General features: G+C 45.9%; 16 protein-coding genes and 1 riboswitch. Of the genes, 12 read left to right on the top strand and 4 right to left on the bottom strand.

From position 1 onward, the window contains the following. Positions 1-129: 129 nt before the first annotated feature. Positions 130-1,536, top strand: a complete 1,407-nt coding sequence (luxO, locus tag AACU59_RS03855; protein ID WP_026028983.1) for a quorum-sensing sigma-54 dependent transcriptional regulator LuxO — start codon at positions 130-132, stop codon at positions 1,534-1,536. Between the two features lie 4 nt (positions 1,537-1,540). Continuing rightward, entirely contained in the window at positions 1,541-1,879 is a 339-nt protein-coding gene (luxU, locus tag AACU59_RS03850; RefSeq protein ID WP_013857261.1) for a quorum-sensing phosphorelay protein LuxU, read from the top strand. On the opposite strand, the gene AACU59_RS03845 is transcribed toward luxU, so the two are convergent. After that, positions 1,876-2,766 (bottom strand): YvcK family protein, encoded by an 891-nt coding sequence (locus AACU59_RS03845; protein WP_094145294.1) that lies wholly within the window; start codon positions 2,764-2,766, stop codon positions 1,876-1,878. The genes luxU and AACU59_RS03845 overlap by 4 nt on opposite strands. Before the next feature lie 179 nt (positions 2,767-2,945). Further along, positions 2,946-3,089: riboswitch (molybdenum cofactor riboswitch) on the top strand. Here AACU59_RS03845 and moaA point away from each other — a divergent pair. The 5 genes from moaA to moaE all read left to right on the top strand — a co-directional run bounded on the left by moaA (position 3,078) and on the right by moaE (position 5,868). Further along, positions 3,078-4,067, top strand: coding sequence for a GTP 3',8-cyclase MoaA (moaA, locus tag AACU59_RS03840; RefSeq protein ID WP_026028246.1), 990 nt, complete (start codon positions 3,078-3,080; stop codon positions 4,065-4,067). (Overlaps the previous riboswitch by 12 nt.) 66 nt (positions 4,068-4,133) lie before the next feature. Continuing rightward, positions 4,134-4,646, top strand: a complete 513-nt coding sequence (gene moaB, locus AACU59_RS03835) for a molybdenum cofactor biosynthesis protein B (protein ID WP_010320682.1) — start codon at positions 4,134-4,136, stop codon at positions 4,644-4,646. A gap of 10 nt (positions 4,647-4,656) precedes the next feature. Beyond that, positions 4,657-5,157, top strand: a complete 501-nt coding sequence (gene moaC / locus AACU59_RS03830) for a cyclic pyranopterin monophosphate synthase MoaC (RefSeq protein ID WP_094144958.1) — start codon at positions 4,657-4,659, stop codon at positions 5,155-5,157. Further along, complete coding sequence (gene moaD / locus AACU59_RS03825) at positions 5,150-5,395, top strand: molybdopterin synthase sulfur carrier subunit (protein WP_010320680.1); 246 nt, start codon at positions 5,150-5,152, stop codon at positions 5,393-5,395. Before moaC ends, moaD begins: the two co-directional genes overlap by 8 nt. Positions 5,396-5,397: 2 nt before the next feature. Next, positions 5,398-5,868: a molybdopterin synthase catalytic subunit MoaE gene (gene moaE, locus AACU59_RS03820; RefSeq protein WP_038148363.1), complete on the top strand. Its 471-nt coding sequence runs from the start codon at positions 5,398-5,400 to the stop codon at positions 5,866-5,868. Here moaE and AACU59_RS03815 read toward each other — a convergent pair. Then, on the bottom strand, positions 5,865-6,830 hold the full coding sequence (locus AACU59_RS03815) for a sensor domain-containing diguanylate cyclase (protein WP_094144957.1): 966 nt from the start codon (positions 6,828-6,830) through the stop codon (positions 5,865-5,867). The genes moaE and AACU59_RS03815 overlap by 4 nt on opposite strands. Before the next feature lie 274 nt (positions 6,831-7,104). Between AACU59_RS03815 and AACU59_RS03810 the strand changes: the two genes are divergently transcribed. From AACU59_RS03810 to udp, 3 genes are all read left to right on the top strand, one after another. Further along, complete coding sequence (locus AACU59_RS03810) at positions 7,105-7,521, top strand: CBS domain-containing protein (RefSeq protein WP_013857256.1); 417 nt, start codon at positions 7,105-7,107, stop codon at positions 7,519-7,521. A 286-nt stretch (positions 7,522-7,807) separates the two neighbouring features. Continuing rightward, positions 7,808-10,102, top strand: coding sequence for a zinc/cadmium/mercury/lead-transporting ATPase (locus AACU59_RS03805; protein WP_094144956.1), 2,295 nt, complete (start codon positions 7,808-7,810; stop codon positions 10,100-10,102). 334 nt (positions 10,103-10,436) lie between these two features. Further along, positions 10,437-11,195 (top strand): uridine phosphorylase, encoded by a 759-nt coding sequence (gene udp, locus AACU59_RS03800; protein WP_010320675.1) that lies wholly within the window; start codon positions 10,437-10,439, stop codon positions 11,193-11,195. A gap of 127 nt (positions 11,196-11,322) precedes the next feature. On the opposite strand, the gene AACU59_RS03795 is transcribed toward udp, so the two are convergent. Further along, positions 11,323-12,135 carry a hypothetical protein gene (locus tag AACU59_RS03795; RefSeq protein ID WP_094144955.1) on the bottom strand — a complete coding sequence of 271 codons (813 nt, stop codon included), beginning with the start codon at positions 12,133-12,135 and terminating at the stop codon, positions 11,323-11,325. Between the two features lie 216 nt (positions 12,136-12,351). Next, on the bottom strand, positions 12,352-14,418 hold the full coding sequence (metG, locus tag AACU59_RS03790; protein ID WP_094144954.1) for a methionine--tRNA ligase: 2,067 nt from the start codon (positions 14,416-14,418) through the stop codon (positions 12,352-12,354). A gap of 155 nt (positions 14,419-14,573) precedes the next feature. On the opposite strand from metG, the gene apbC reads away from it, so the two are divergent. Both apbC and udk read left to right on the top strand, forming a co-directional pair. Further along, positions 14,574-15,650 (top strand): iron-sulfur cluster carrier protein ApbC, encoded by a 1,077-nt coding sequence (gene apbC, locus AACU59_RS03785; RefSeq protein ID WP_017048342.1) that lies wholly within the window; start codon positions 14,574-14,576, stop codon positions 15,648-15,650. A 192-nt stretch (positions 15,651-15,842) separates the two neighbouring features. After that, positions 15,843-16,484, top strand: coding sequence for a uridine kinase (gene udk, locus AACU59_RS03780; RefSeq protein WP_010320672.1), 642 nt, complete (start codon positions 15,843-15,845; stop codon positions 16,482-16,484). Positions 16,485-16,529 lie beyond the last annotated feature (45 nt).

Here is a 16,529-nt window from a genome sequence, read left to right as displayed (position 1 = left end):
CGTGCCAATTAATTTTATGCAAAAAGGGCTATTAACTAACGAATTAGTGCCTTTTTGTTATTTTATTTTGCAAAATGCGAACCTTAATGCAATAGTTAAGGCAAAGTGCAAAATAATAATGGCTAGAATATGCAACCTGACTTTTCTCTACAAAAGGCTAAATACCTTTTGATGGTGGAAGATACGGCTTCCGTTGCGGCGCTGTATCGTTCATACCTCACCCCCCTTGAAATCGATATCAATATTGTTGGTACAGGTCGTGATGCGATAGAGAGTTTAGCTCACCGAGAGCCGGACCTCATATTGCTGGATCTTCGATTACCCGATATGACGGGCATGGACGTTTTACATGCTGTGAAAAGTCACTACCCCAATGTGCCAGTGATATTCATGACCGCTCATGGTTCGATCGATACCGCAGTGGAAGCGATGCGTCACGGTGCCCAAGATTTCTTGATCAAACCTTGTGAAGCAGACCGCTTGCGCGTCACGGTTAACAACGCCATACGTAAAGCTAGCAAACTAAAAAATGAGGCTGGTAACCCGGGTAATCAGAACTACCAAGGCTTTATCGGTAGCAGTCAAACCATGCAATCAGTCTATCGAACCATTGACTCAGCGGCCTCCAGTAAAGCCAGTATTTTTATTACTGGCGAAAGTGGTACGGGTAAAGAGGTGTGCGCAGAAGCGATTCATGCGGCCAGTAAACGTGGCGATAAACCCTTCATTGCGATTAACTGCGCCGCCATTCCTAAAGATTTAATAGAGAGTGAACTCTTTGGCCACGTGAAAGGCGCATTTACTGGCGCAGCGACCGATCGCCAAGGCGCAGCCGAGTTGGCTGATGGCGGCACTCTGTTTTTGGATGAACTGTGTGAAATGGATTTGGATTTGCAGACCAAGCTGTTGCGCTTTATCCAAACGGGCACATTCCAGAAAGTGGGCTCATCGAAGATGAAAAGTGTCGATGTTCGTTTTGTCTGCGCTACCAACCGCGATCCATGGAAAGAGGTACAAGAGGGGCGTTTTCGTGAAGATTTGTACTATCGTCTTTATGTGATCCCATTACATTTACCACCGTTACGCGAGCGAGGCGATGACGTTATTGAAATTGCTTACTCTTTACTCGGCTTTATGTCTAAAGAAGAAGGCAAAGGTTTTGTCCGCTTAGCGCCAGAGGTTGTGGAGCGTTTTACGCGCTATGAATGGCCGGGTAATGTGCGTCAACTGCAAAACGTGTTGCGGAATGTGGTGGTATTGAACCACGGCAACGAGATCGAACTGAGCATGTTACCCCCACCGCTAAATCAAGTCGTGGATAACAAGATCCGATTAGCAAACCTAACGACGGAAACGCGCAAGGAAAATATAACCGTGCACGATATTTTTCCTTTATGGATGACGGAAAAGCAAGCCATCGAACAAGCGATAGAAGCGTGTGATGGTAATATTCCTAAAGCAGCCAGTTATTTAGACGTTAGCCCTTCAACGATCTACCGCAAGCTTCAAGCGTGGAACAGTAGAGAGAACTCATAGAGATATGGAACTGATCAATAAAAACAAAATTGCGCATTTGGCCCAAGAAATTGGAGAAGAGAATGTGCCAATATTGCTCGATATTTTTCTCAGCGAGCTGAGCGCCTATACACAGAAGCTAGCTGATCAAAATCTGCCGGATAAAATCGAATATTTAAAAGACATCAGCCATGCTCTAAAAAGCAGTGCCGCCAGCTTTGGTGCGGATAAACTGTGCGCTAAAGCGGTGGATATCGATAGCAAAGGAAAGGCAAACTGCATTTTTGATGAGGCTGAAGAAGTGGCGGCGATGCGCGCTCTTATCGAAGAGACGCATCGTTGCTACTGCCACTTGATGGATTAGCTTGTGAGTTGATTCTCAATGGCTTTTTGAAGTTTAACTCGGTCGTGCCGCCAGTCACGATTGGATGATGCTAGCTCTGTAGTGACACAATGCCAGTGTTCAGCCAGCTCCGGATGTGGTGTATCGCCGATCACCACATCGATTTTTCGTGCGTGGCAGGCGCGCTCACACCATTCCAATTTCTGCCGTAGCGGCATGCGACCAGCAGGTCCTTGCTCGGGAGACAAGTTCTCAACAAAAATCAGCTTTGCTTTTACGTTTTGCTCAATGGCATTGCCAATTTCGGGCAGCAGTAGTGGTGGCATCACACTGGTGAGAAAGCTTCCCGGGCCAAGGATGATGCAGTCTGCTGCACTGATGGCGAGTATGGCTTCTTTGGTTGCTGGCACTTCAGGTGATAAATCTAAGCGCCTTAAATCTTCCGTCATCTCGTCCACGTTCGTTTCACCCGTGACCCAGTGACCATCCATAGAAAGTGCACTAAGATCAGAAGGATGCTCTGACATAGGTAAAATATTAACATCGACTTTGAGCATGTTGCGGATCAAGTTGATCGCGTCTAAAGGGCGCACAGATAGGTTATCTAATGCAGTCAGCATCAAATTACCGAGATTATGGCCATTGAGTTCTCCCGCACCTTTAAAGCGATATTCAAACATCATCGAACTGATGGAAGGCTCAGTGATCAACTGGTTGATACAGTTACGTGTATCGCCCCATGCAATGCCACCTTGGCAGTGGCGAATGCGCCCAGTGGAACCGCCGTTATCTGTGGTGGTTACAATCCCTGTCGCATTGGAGCCAAAATCTTTTAACGCCGCTAGCATGCGTCCAAGCCCATGTCCTCCGCCAATGGCGACGACTTTCTTTGAAGTGTATAGAGTCATCTGTTCTTCTTATTTTTTAATAATTAACTACAATTTAAATCAGCTTGTTCACAACCCATACTCATTAGGAGGTAAATTGGGTAATGGACTCTTTTTTTTTACGATAAGGGTAGAATCACTTACTAATATTAAGTATTTTACTTATCAGCTGCTGTAGAGATAGTTAATTATACTACCTCAACGGCTGCCATAGCTCCGAGCTTAACTGGCTAAGTCTCATTTTTGTGAGATAGGGTGGTTAAGCCAGTGGTCTAATACCACAAGGGCATAATTGGAAATGATTATGCCTCCCGTATTTGGAAAGGTGTTCCGTGGCGCAACAGTTCGAAGATAGATTCCAACGTAAATTTTATTATTTACGTTTATCTGTTACAGATGTCTGTAACTTTAAATGTACATATTGCCTGCCCGATGGTTATCAACCTTCGGGGCAGAAAAACTCGTCTTTTTTAACCCTTCCTGAAATACAACGCGTCGTGCGAGCCTTTGCCGACTGTGGTACGTCGAAAGTACGCATCACAGGGGGGGAGCCGACTTTGCGCAAAGACTTTAACGACATTATTGCTTGTGTGGCGAATACCGCTGGTATAGAGAAAGTGGCGACCACCACCAACGGTTACCGTATGGCCAAACAAGTAGAAGGTTGGCAATCGGCCGGGTTAACGCATATCAATGTCAGTGTCGATAGTCTTGATCCAAGAATGTTCCACCAAATCACGGGTGAAAACAAATTTACGCAAGTGATGGCGGGGATTGATCGCGCTTTTGAAGTCGGTTACCAGCAAGTTAAAGTCAACGTTGTGCTGCTAAAAGACCTTAATCATCAGCAGTTACCTGCTTTTTTAGATTGGATTAAACATCGCCCTATTCAACTTCGTTTTATTGAACTAATGCAAACTGGTGAAATGGACTCGCTGTTTGAGCGTCACCATATTTCAGGTGTTGCCATTCGTAATCAACTGATTGCCAATGGTTGGGTGCTGAAAACCCGAGCTCACAATGATGGGCCAGCGCAAGTATTTGTTCATGCCGATTACCAAGGTGAAATCGGCCTTATCATGCCGTATGAGAAAAACTTTTGCCATAGCTGCAACCGCTTACGTGTTTCGGCAAAGGGGAAGTTACACCTGTGCCTTTTCGGTGAGCAAGGCGTTGAATTGCGCGATCTGCTTGCCCAAGATAATCAACAGCAAGCCTTAATTGAGCGCATTCAAGCGCAATTACAGACCAAGTCGGTCAGCCATTTTTTACAAGATGGCAATACGGGTATGACGCCTAATCTCGCCTCCATTGGCGGCTAAATTCTTTTTGTCACTGGCTATTGTTTAGCGGGTGATGTGGTACACATTTGAACAGTAGGTGAACACATGGGTCACGCAGAAAGCGCATTTCAACCAGCACATATTGCCGTACTGACGGTTTCCGATACTCGTACTGAAGAAAACGATACTTCAGGCGGTTACTTAGCTGAGCAACTTCAACAAGCGGGACACATTCTGGCCGATAAGCAGATTGTTATTGATGATCAGTATAAAATTCGCGCGATTGTTTCTCAGTGGATCGCGGATGAAAACGTGCAAGCCGTGCTGATCACGGGCGGAACGGGTTTTACCTCACGCGACAGCACACCAGAGGCATTAAAGCCCTTGTTTGATAAAGAAGTTGAAGGTTTTGGTGAGCTGTTCCGATTGGTCTCTTACGATGAAATTGGCACTTCAACCATTCAGTCTCGCGCCATTGCAGGTTTTGCCAACCATACGGTTATTTTTGCCATGCCAGGTTCAACAGGAGCGTGCAAAACCGGTTGGACAAAAATCATCAAACAGCAGTTAGATGCCAGCCATCGCCCATGCAACTTTATGCCACATCTTTCGGTTTAACGGGGTTTCAATGAGCGAATTTACTCATATTAATGCCTCAGGCGAAGCCAATATGGTCGATGTCTCTGCCAAGGCTGAAACCGTACGTGAAGCACGTGCGGAAGCCTTTGTGAAGATGTCACCACAAACGCTGCAACTGATCCTTTCTGGGCAACACCACAAAGGTGATGTGTTTGCCACCGCAAGAATTGCGGGCATTCAAGCGGCGAAGAAAACGTGGGATTTAATCCCACTGTGCCACCCATTGCTGCTTACTAAAGTAGAAGTGCAGCTTGAAGCCATCGAAGAACAAAGCAAAGTTCGAATTGAATCATTGTGTAAATTAACCGGTAAAACAGGGGTTGAAATGGAAGCCTTAACCGCGGCATCGGTGGCGGCGTTAACCATTTACGACATGTGTAAAGCAGTACAAAAAGATATCGTGATTGAACAAGTACGCTTACTTGAAAAAAGCGGCGGGAAATCTGGTTACTTTAGCGCTCAGCCACAACAAAAGGTTACGCATGATTAATGTCCTCTTTTTTGCTCAAACTCGTGAGTTGATCGGCCAAGACAGCATTCAACTCAAGGCACAGTTTGCTACGGTTGAAGCACTGCGTAGCCACTTAGCCTCGCAGCCTGGGAAATGGGATTTAGCCTTGCAACCGGGAAAACTGCTGGTGGCAGTCAATCAAACCATCGTTGCCTTTGATTACCCGTTAAGTGATGGTGATGAAGTGGCTTTTTTTCCTCCAGTAACCGGAGGCTAGTGATGGATAGCCGTATTTCCGTTCAAATATCAGATTTCTCGGTAGACGCAGAATACCGTGATTTGTCGCAAGGTACTTCCGCTGGCGCTGTGGTTACCTTTATTGGCAAAGTTCGTGATATGAATTTAGGTGATAATGTTATTGGCTTAACGCTTGAGCACTATCCGGGAATGACAGAAAAAGCTTTGAGTGATATTTGTGATCAGGCTCAGGCACGTTGGCCGGTGCAAAAAATCCGTGTGATCCACCGAATCGGTGATTTAGATATTGGCGATCAAATCGTGTTTGTAGGTGTTTCGAGCTCACATCGTGGTGCGGCTTTTGAGGCGTGCGAATTTGTTATGGATTACCTTAAAGCCAAAGCACCGTTTTGGAAGAAAGAGCGCACCACCGAACAAACACGCTGGGTGGAGTCTCGAGATTCAGATGCCCAAGCCGCGCAGCGTTGGGCTAATCATCACACCATCGACTAAGCCTTGTGTAGTATATGAATAGTTCCGCGCTGTTGATTCTTCGCGTGAAACAGCGCTTTATCGGCCGTTGATACAAACTGTTCTGGCGTCATGCCAGTCGGTATGTGTTCGCAATATTGGATGCCGATAGTAATCGATACATACAATGAGACACGAGAATAGCGGTGAGGGATTTGCAGCTCTCTCACTTCACTAAGTAGTTGTAATGCTTTTTGCTCGCACTGTTTAATATCAATATCCGCAATAAATAGTAGAAATTCATCTCCTCCATAGCGAAAGCAGAGGTCATCTTTACGTTTCCAATGCTGCAGAGTGCTCGCTATCTTGCGTAGCACAGTATCGCCATTCACATGGCCATAGTGGTCGTTATATTCTTTGAAGCAATCTAAGTCGATCATGAAAATTGCAGCACTACTTTGCTCACGCTTGATCTTATCTAACGCTTTGGGCAGCAATGAGTCCATCGCATAACGGTTATAGACCTGAGTTAAATGATCCACATTGGTCAGTTTTTCTAACTCAAGTTGGTGTATAGAAAGCCGCTCTAACGTGCGCTTATAAGCGGTAATATTTCTCACAATCCATAGCACGTACTCAGTATTTTTCAGCGGGATGACCAATGCGTTAAAAAACTGAATATCGATAGGGCCAGAGCTGCCTTTAAATTGAGCAATTACCCTTAGGTCGAGATCGTATTCAAACTCTCGCATTTGTCCGTTATCAATGACTTCTTGGATAATTTGATGAAACCAAGCGGCTTTTTTTTCGGGTAATACCTGGTATAGATTGAGACCAATGAGAACCCTTGGGGCGTGGTGTCGGCTGCGATCCGTTCCTCCTAAGGCCTCCACATATACGCCATCGCGGTTAATCAGAAAAGTGGGTTCGGGTAATGACTCCAACAAGCTGCGCATCAGTGCTGGGTTTTCTATAATCTCGGAAAACAGTGGCGAATTCACCATGCCCAGTCCTTATTAATACAACGGTCAATGTTTAAGATATAAATGATATTAACTGTAAAATCTTGCGAGACATCGTGTTCTTAACGTGTTGTTTGATTCAAAAATGAGACGTTTTGATAAAAGATTTTGCCATTTACCCTTGATAAAAATTAACTATTTGTAATATCGATAGTTTGTGCCGATGAGCAAAATCGATTTTTTCCATTTAGCAAAACGGTGAAATTAGTCAACACTTAACTTAAGGCAGCATACCGTTGCAACCAAGGAGACAGATATGCAATCGCTAATAGTTAAAGACTATATGACATTACAAGCCATCACCTTCAAACCGGACATGCCAATGACTGCGGCTTTAGAAAAAGTGATGCGTTCGGAGCATCTTGGTGGTCCTGTTATTAACGACCAAGAACAAGTGATTGGCTTTCTATCAGAGCAGGATTTGCTCGATAAATTGGTGAAGGTGAGTTATTTCTGTGAAGACACCCATTTAGTCCGTGACTGCATGCACCCTGAAGTGCTGTCCGTTTCATCAGACACTTCTATTATTGAGCTTGCTGACATGATGAAAGTAGGAAAACCGAAAGTTTATCCCGTGATCGATCAAGGTAAATTGGTTGGCATTATTACGCGCAGAGATGTACTGAGAGCATTAGGGAAAAACTTAACGCATTGTTTTAAAAAGCCAACATAGCAAACTATACCCTTCCTACTTGAAGCTGCAGCAGTGTTGGCTACGTTCGTTCACCCCAATCACATAGTTTGCCTATGCTCATGGGGACTCACTCACTTGCCGCCTACCTGCAACTCCAAGTTGTTTGGGTATATCAGCAGTAATAAATAAAATTCTAGAGGTGCAGTGCACCTCTTTTCCATCTAATCAAGGTGAATGTGCGTTAAGTTCAGGTTTGATAAAAATGCGCTTGACCTTGGAGTTGACTCTAAGGTTTAAGCTTTGTGCATCAGAGAAGGAGAATCCTATGTGCACAAAACATGAAGCTTGCAGTACTACAAAAAATAGCATGGCAAACCCGCAGGCGGTGTCATGCTCTAGTCTTAAAATTACCGCGATTAGGGCTGCGGGCGTTGATTCAAATGAAGAGGGGTGCTGCGGGTCACAAGAGTGCGCAAGCAATGATCCTGATGATGAACCCGCGCAGCTCACATCCGTTAAAACACAGTTTAACCAAAGCTGGAAAATTGAAGGGATGGATTGCCCATCTTGCGCACGTAAGGTTGAAACGGCGCTTAAAAAAGTGGGTAATGTGATCGACGCCAAAGTGCTGTTTGCCACTGAAAAATTGGTGGTCAAGTTTAATACCGAAGAGGCAGCGCTTGAAATAGAGCAAGCGGTTCGTAATGCAGGTTTTACGGCTCACCGCATTGATGCGGCTAATCCAGTTTCTGCCCCCATTCGTAGCGATTGGAAGTCAGTCATAAAACAGAACGCGCAGATCCTCTCCATTGCTGGCGCCATGGTACTCGCCGCTATTGTGCAGCCTTATTTCCCTCAAATCAGCGATGGGATGTTCATTTTGACCTGCCTTGCCGGTTTGTATCCTATCGGTAAAAAAGCGATTCAACTGGCACGCTCAGGCACACCTTTTGCGATTGAAACCTTAATGAGCGTTGCGGCGCTCGGAGCGCTCTATCTTGGTGAAACGGTTGAAGCAGCGATGGTGCTATTACTCTTCCTCATCGGAGAGCGGCTAGAAGCTTTTGCCGCTTCTAAAGCGCGTAGCGGTGTACAAGCTTTAATGGCACTGGTGCCTGAAACGGCAACAAAAATTGTGGCAGGAGAACGCATCACGGTGGCGGCACATGAGCTAAAACCGGGGGATGTAGTGGAAGTTTCTCCCGGCTCTCGGCTACCCGCGGATGGTCAATTGCACGAAGCGTCGGCCAGTTTTGATGAGAGCGCGTTAACGGGCGAATCACTGCCTGTCGAACGCTATCAAGGTGACAGTGTCATGGCGGGTGCTGTGGTCGCGGATCAGGTGGTGCGTTTCACCATCACCTCCAAACAGGGTGAAAACGCGATTGACCGCATTTTGCATCTGATTGAAGAAGCGGAATCTCGCAAAGCGCCGTTAGAACGTTTTCTTGATAAATTTAGTCGTTGGTATACCCCATTAATGATGTTGGTTTCATTAGCCGTGGTTGTGATACCGCCGACACTGTTTGCTCAGCCATGGGAAACATGGGTTTACCGTGGCTTAGCCTTACTGCTGATTGCTTGTCCATGTGCGTTGGTTATCTCAACTCCCGCGGCCATTACTTCTGGCCTTGCCGCAGCGGCGCGTCGTGGTGCACTGATCAAAGGGGGCGCAGCGCTCGAACAGCTTGGAAAAATAGAGAGTATTGCTTTTGATAAAACGGGCACTTTGACCAAAGGTAAACCGGAAGTTACGGATGTGGTTGCGCTCAATGGCTGGGATGAAGAGCAATTGTTGCGCTATGTCGCAGCGGTTGAAATGGGCTCGAGCCATCCTCTGGCAACCTCTTTAGTGAAAAAAGTGCAAGCGATGGCTTTGCCCATTCCAGAAGCGATAGAGAAGCTAGCGTTAGTTGGCAGTGGGGTTTCGGGGGTTGTGGAAGGGAAATCGCTGCGCGTATTAGCGCCAAGCAAAGCGAATATTCCGTTTTCTGATGCATTTAGCGCGCAAGTGGAAGCGCTAGAGATGCAAGGCAAAACAGTGGTGGTGGTTTTTGAGCAAGAGAACATTGTCGGTTTAATCGCATGGCAAGATACCTTGCGTGAAGATGCCAAAGCCGCCATTGAAGCTCTGCGCCGTTTGGGGATCGACACTATTATGCTCACTGGCGATAACCCTAGAAGCGCTGCGACGATGAGCGCTCAATTAGGGATAGATTTCAAAGCCAGTTTATTACCGCAAGATAAAGTGGAATACATTCAACAGTTGGCGCAGAGAAAACAGGTGGCGATGGTCGGGGATGGCATTAATGATGCGCCGGCAATGAAAGCGGCCAGCATTGGTATTGCGATGGGGGGGGGTACCGATGTTGCGTTGGAAACGGCCGATGCGGCAATTACTCATAATCGATTGGTCGAGCTCGCCACCATGATCGAGCTATCACAAGCTACCCTCGCCAATATTCGCCAGAATGTCACGCTAGCGCTAGGCTTAAAAAGTATCTTTTTAGTCACGAGTTTACTCGGTATTACGGGCTTATGGGTGGCGGTGCTGGCTGATAGTGGAGCTACCGCGTTAGTGACGCTCAATGCGTTGCGTCTATTGAAATTTAAAAAATAGTCCGAGACTAAAAACCAAAAAGCTCAGCAAGGCATGGCGGGTCGTTATCTCTCATGCCTGTTGGGTTTGCACCCTATTGTGGTAATAGTGTGAAATGCGTCGATATTGCGCTTGTATTTTGTTATGCAGTGTTGGAAATCATCTTTTAGGGTTGGGTGTTATTTCATCAATCTTGCTGTTTTTTGTGATGCAAACCGTTTTTATGAGAATGTGTTCGTTACATTGCGTCATTCATTGTGAATTTGATCACTCTTTGTTGGTGCGTGGTCCGCTAGAGTAGCTGCATACCCGATATATATCTATGAGCTGAACAAGCCGCAATAAGGAGTCACTTATGTCTCAAGCCGTTTTCCATCTAGGTGTTACCGAAGCCGATCTGAATGGTGCTACTTTGGCCATTATCCCTGGGGATCCAGCCCGCGTACAAAAAATCGCTGAAGAGATGGAAAATCCAGTCTTTCTTGCTAGCCACCGTGAATACACTGTGTACCGCGCAGAGTTAGACGGTAAGCCAGTCGTTGTTTGTTCTACTGGTATCGGTGGTCCTTCTACGTCTATTGCGGTTGAAGAGCTTGCTCAACTTGGCGTGCGTACTTTCCTACGCGTAGGTACTACTGGTGCAATCCAACCTCATGTCAATGTGGGTGATATGATTGTCAGCACAGGTTCGGTTCGCCTTGACGGTGCAAGTTTGCACTTTGCACCAATGGAATTCCCTGCTGTGGCTGATTTCGATGTCGCCACTGCAATGAAAGCGGCTGTAGTTGAAAGTGGTGCAACCGTGCACATGGGCGTTACCGCATCAAGTGATACCTTCTACCCAGGCCAAGAGCGTTATGACACCTTCACAGGTCGTGTTGTACGTCGTTTCCAAGGCTCGATGAAAGAGTGGCAAGATATGGGCGTATTGAACTTTGAGATGGAATCCGCCACTTTACTAACCATGTGTGCGAGCTCAGGTTTGAAAGCAGGTTGTGTGGCTGGTGTGATCATCAACCGTACTCAAAAAGAGATCCCAGATCACGCGACACTCAAAGAGACTGAGGCTCGTTCAATCAAAGTGGTTGTCGAAGCGGCGCGTAAAATGCTGTAATTGAGTTCTGAATTTACACTGATGTATCTATGTACACGGTGAGTGATTAGGCCACTTTTGGATAAAGTGGCCTTTTTACTTTCTAAATAATCACCAGTCAAACAGTCACCAGCTAAATAATTACTCACTAAGCAATCGCCAATTTAGGCAACGGAATGTACAAGCTCTCGGTTAAGTCGCTGAGCATCTGGTCGTAAACGTGAGAGATGCTGAGTGAAATATCCGAAGTAATTTGGTACATCGCATCAGCTTCTATTTGAAAGGCAGGATGATCATGCAGTTCGCTCAGGCTATGCAGCGCGGCTGAGCAGCTTGGCGAAGCTACCGTTAAAGGGCTGATTAAGGCGAGTTGATTCATCCTACGCCTGACAACCTCACTATAATGCTGCAAGCGTATGCGGCCATCTTGAGTATCCATTTCATCAATGCTGATGCGCAACTGAGTTAGCGCGTCCATCGCATCAATGACCTGTTGCCAATTAATATGATATTCATCGCTGAGATCTTCGCGGTTGGATTCCACCAACCAAGCCAGTATCACCTCATCCATTAAGAACATACAGTGACGAATTATTTTACCATGCATCATTTGGTTACGAGCCACAGAGCGCTCTGGCCACTCCTTCATGAGTGCTTTAAGCTTAATTTGCAGCACACGGTACATTGGTTTGTTGTCAAAGTGTGCGATAGCAATTAAGTGATTACTTTTTTCGTATAGCGTATTTTGCAATTCATTCAACTCAGTGTCGCGTCTTTGACCAGAGGCTAGTGTTTGATGGGTAATGTTACGGTGCTGACGGCATAAAAACAGTAGCTGGCGAAGGTCGATCAGCAGTTGATATTTACGTTGTAATGTGGATTCACGCTGTTTTGCCAGATAAAACATCAGCCACAATATACCGATAGAGATAAGCATTGAGATAAAAACAAACATAACCAACTCCTTGTTAATGTTATACCAATCTAGAGTTAGCAGGGTTAATGCCAGTTTTTTATTTGTTTAAATTCAATGTGTTATGTATTTTCGCGTTGAAGTGATGCATCTTATTGGTGCATTTTGAACTAAAAGTGTGAGCAGGATCGATTTTGAGCAGTATGGTGATAAAAAATCCCCAACACAGAGCGTGTTGGGGATGCTATCGTGAAGATTGATGTATTACAGGATGCGCATGCCAGCTTGAGCACCTTCATGTGGCTCAAGAATCCATAGCTCGCTGCCACCAGGGCCTGCGGCTAAGATCATGCCTTCTGACATACCAAACTTCATTTTACGCGGTTTGAGGTTCGCTACCATGACGGTGTACTTGCCTACTAACTCTTCGGGTGAATAAGCGGCTTTAATACCTGAAAACACTTGGCGAGTTTCGCCACCAATATCCAATTGGAATTTAAGCAATTTGTCCGCTTTTGGCACCGCTTCGCAAGCGATGATCTTAGCGACGCGTAAGTCCACTTTAGCAAAATCATCAAATTCGATTTCAGCTGCAATAGGGTCTTTACTTAGCTCAGTTTCAACTGTGGTTGGTTGCGCGCTCTCAATCGCGGCTTTTTCTGCTGCCGCTTCTTCTTTAGACGCTTCAATCATCGCTTCAACGTGTTTCGGATCAATGCGATTAAACAGCGCTTTGAATGGCGTGAGCGTATGGCTTGTTAATGGTGTTTGTACGCCTTCCCAAGTGAGTTCTTGGTTTAAGAATGCTTCGGTGCGCGCCGCTAGTGCTGGCATTACAGGTTTTAAGTAAGTCATTAACACGCGGAATAGGTTGATACCCACTGAGCAAATGTCTTGTAGCTCTTGCTCTTGACCTTCTTGTTTAGCCACAACCCAAGGCGCTTTTTCATCCACGTATTGGTTCGCTTTGTCCGCCAATGCGGTGATTTCACGAATAGCACGGTTAAATTCACGGCTTTCGTAAAGCTCAGCAATGCGATCCGCTGCTGCGGCAAATTCTGCGTACAGCTCTGGTTCGGCAAAGGTTGCAGACAACTGATTTTCAAAACGTTTGGTGATGAAGCCTGCATTACGCGATGCAAGGTTGACGATTTTATTGACCACATCGGCGTTCACACGTTGGGTGAAATCCTCAAGGTTCAAATCAAGATCGTCGATGCGGCTATTGAGTTTTGCGGCGTAGTAGTAGCGTAAGCATTCTGGGTCTAGGTGGTTTAAGTAAGTGCTTGCTTTGACAAACGTTCCTTTAGACTTCGACATCTTCGCGCCATTGACTGTGACATAACCGTGTACGAAGACGTTATTAGGCTTACGGAAACCACTGCCATCAAGCATCGCTGGCCAGAATAGGCTGTGGAAGTAAACAATATCTTTACCGATGAAATGGTACAGTTCGGTTTTACTGTCTTTATTCCAGTATTCGTTAAAGTCTAAGTCATCGCGTTTGTTACATAGGTTTTTAAATGAACCCATGTAGCCGATAGGCGCGTCTAACCACACGTAGAAGAATTTGTTCTTTTCGCCGGGGATTTCAAAGCCAAAGTATGGCGCATCACGTGAAATATCCCACTGTTGCAGGCCGCCTTCGAACCACTCTTGCATTTTATTGGCGGTTTCTGTTTGTAGTGAGCCAGAGCGAGTCCACTCTTTGAGCATGCTTTCAAATTGAGGAAGGTCAAAGAAGAAATGCTCGGAATCCTTCATTACTGGTGTCGCGCCAGAAACGGCCGATTTCGGGTTGATAAGCTCTGTTGGGCTATAGGTTTCGCCACACGCATCGCAGTTATCACCGTATTGATCTTCTGACTTACATTTTGGGCAAGTGCCTTTCACGAAGCGATCAGGCAAGAACATCTCTTTTTCTGGGTCAAACAGCTGAGAAATGGTGCGGCTTGAAATGAAGCCATTTTTTTTCAGCTCAAGATAAATGTGAGAAGCCAGTTCGCGGTTCTCTTCGCTGTGAGTGCTGTGATAATTGTCAAAGCTGATATCAAAACCTGCAAAATCTTTTTGGTGCTCTTCACTTACTGCGGCGATCATCTCTTCAGGTGTAATACCCATCTGTTGTGCTTTAAGCATAATTGGCGTGCCGTGAGCATCGTCTGCACAGATGAAGTTTACAGTGTTGCCGCGTAGGCGTTGGTAACGAACCCAAATGTCAGCTTGGATATGCTCAAGCATATGACCAAGGTGGATCGAACCGTTAGCGTACGGAAGGGCACAAGTTACCAGCAGTTTCCTTGAAGAAACGTTTCTTGGGTCAGTCGCCATACTTAATATTCGCTTTTTTGATAGGTATGAAAAATAGAGACCAATACTACCTTATGCAGCGAGCGACTCCAAGGCGTGAGCCTAAGGAATCCCGCAACTTTTTTGGGGTTCAGTCTGACAATAGAGAGTGATAGTATGAGCAAAAAGGAGAAGCTATGCAGCCGTTCACATCTAAACAAGATTTTTGCGATTGGTTAAACCAATTTGAACACCCTCATCTTATTGCGGGGTGGGCAAACCAACCGCATTGGGTTTCGGTTACAACAGCGGGGCGTTTGACGGTTCATATTCCATTTGCCGCTAAAAATTTGCTGAATGAGCTTTCCGAATGGGTCGTCTCCAAGCAGCAAACCGATGCGCTTGCTCCATTCAGTGTTGAGATAATCATTGCGCCGAAAGCGCTAGCGACGACGGTAGCTCATAGTGTTAATGGTGTTAAAAATATTATTGCGGTGACTTCAGCTAAAGGGGGCGTCGGCAAATCAACCACCGCCGTCAATCTTGCTCTAGCCATTGCTCAATCTGGGGCGAAAGTTGGCTTGTTGGATGCGGATATTTATGGCCCTTCAGTGCCAATGATGCTTGGCAAGCAAGAAGCAAAGCCAGATGTGCGTGATAATAAGTGGATGCAGCCAGTTGAGGCATTTGGCATTTTCAGTCATTCGATTGGCTATCTGGTTGATAAATCTGAAGCGGCGATTTGGCGTGGGCCGATGGCATCGAAAGCACTGGCGCAACTGCTCAATGAAACCGAGTGGCCAGATGTGGATTATCTGGTCATCGACATGCCACCGGGGACAGGTGATATTCAACTCACCTTGTCACAACAAATTCCGGTAACGGGCGCTGTGATCGTCACCACTCCGCAAGATCTGGCACTAGCGGATGCGCGCAAAGGGGCGGCCATGTTCGAAAAAGTCGACGTTCCGGTCATCGGGCTTATTGAAAATATGAGCTATCACATCTGCAGTCATTGTGGAGAGAAAGAGCATATCTTTGGTGTTGGTGGCGCGCAGAAACTGGCCAGTGAATATGGGTTGGCGCTGCTTGCACAAATTCCTCTGCACATTGCCCTGCGTGAAGACATCGACCAAGGTCGTCCTACCGTGGTTGCTCAACCAGAAAGTGAGCATACACAGCGTTATCTTCAACTGGCGGAACGAGTCTGTTCAAGCCTATATTGGCAAGGAAAGCCTAAGCCAGATGCAATCAGTTTTACATTGGTAGACTAGTGTTGGTCCACAGTGCTGTGAAAGTAGCACTGTGGTGATCTCTTCTGAAATACGACGAAAACGTTTGCTTGGTAGTTTGTTATTCAAACCTCTTCCAAAGTCTAAATCGAGGCTGGTATCAGGTGGTTGAAGTCCCTATAATCGGGCAGTTTATCTATTTTCATCACCAAACCATCACCGGGTGCAAAAATAATGTCTGAGAATAATCAATGCGTCATCGTAGGTATTGCTGGCGCTTCAGCTTCTGGAAAAAGCCTGATTGCGAGCACGATTTATAACGAACTTCGTGCCAAAGTAGGCGACCACCAAATTGGTGTGATTACGGAAGATTGCTATTACAACGACCAAAGCCATCTCAGTATGGAAGAGCGCGTTAAGACAAACTACGACCACCCGAATGCACTTGACCATGATCTACTTTGCCAACATTTAGAACAATTAACCCGTGGCGAAGCGGTTGAAGTGCCAGAGTACAGCTACACTGAGCATACTCGCACCGCGAATACAACGCTATTAACACCCAAGAAAGTGATTATTTTAGAAGGTATTTTACTGCTGACAGACCCACGTTTACGTGACTTAATGCATGCGACCGTATTTATGGACACTCCGCTTGATATCTGTTTATTACGCCGAGTGAAGCGTGATGTAGAAGAGCGTGGCCGCACCATGGATTCGGTATTGAAGCAATACCAAAAAACGGTTCGCCCTATGTTTATGCAGTTTATCGAACCGTCAAAACAGTACGCGGACATTATCGTTCCTCGTGGCGGTAAAAACCGTATCGCCATTGATGTATTAAAAGCCCACATCGCGAAATTGTTGAAATCTTAACTTTTGTGGTCTTTATTTTTAAGCAGACAAGTGGCACTTTAGGTG

It is taken from the genome of Vibrio sp. V23_P3S9T160, assembly GCF_963886625.1.
Classification (GTDB): Bacteria; Pseudomonadota; Gammaproteobacteria; order Enterobacterales; family Vibrionaceae; genus Vibrio; species Vibrio anguillarum.
Note: the sequence above shows the minus strand (reverse complement) of the source record. Positions and strands in the feature narration are given on the sequence as shown.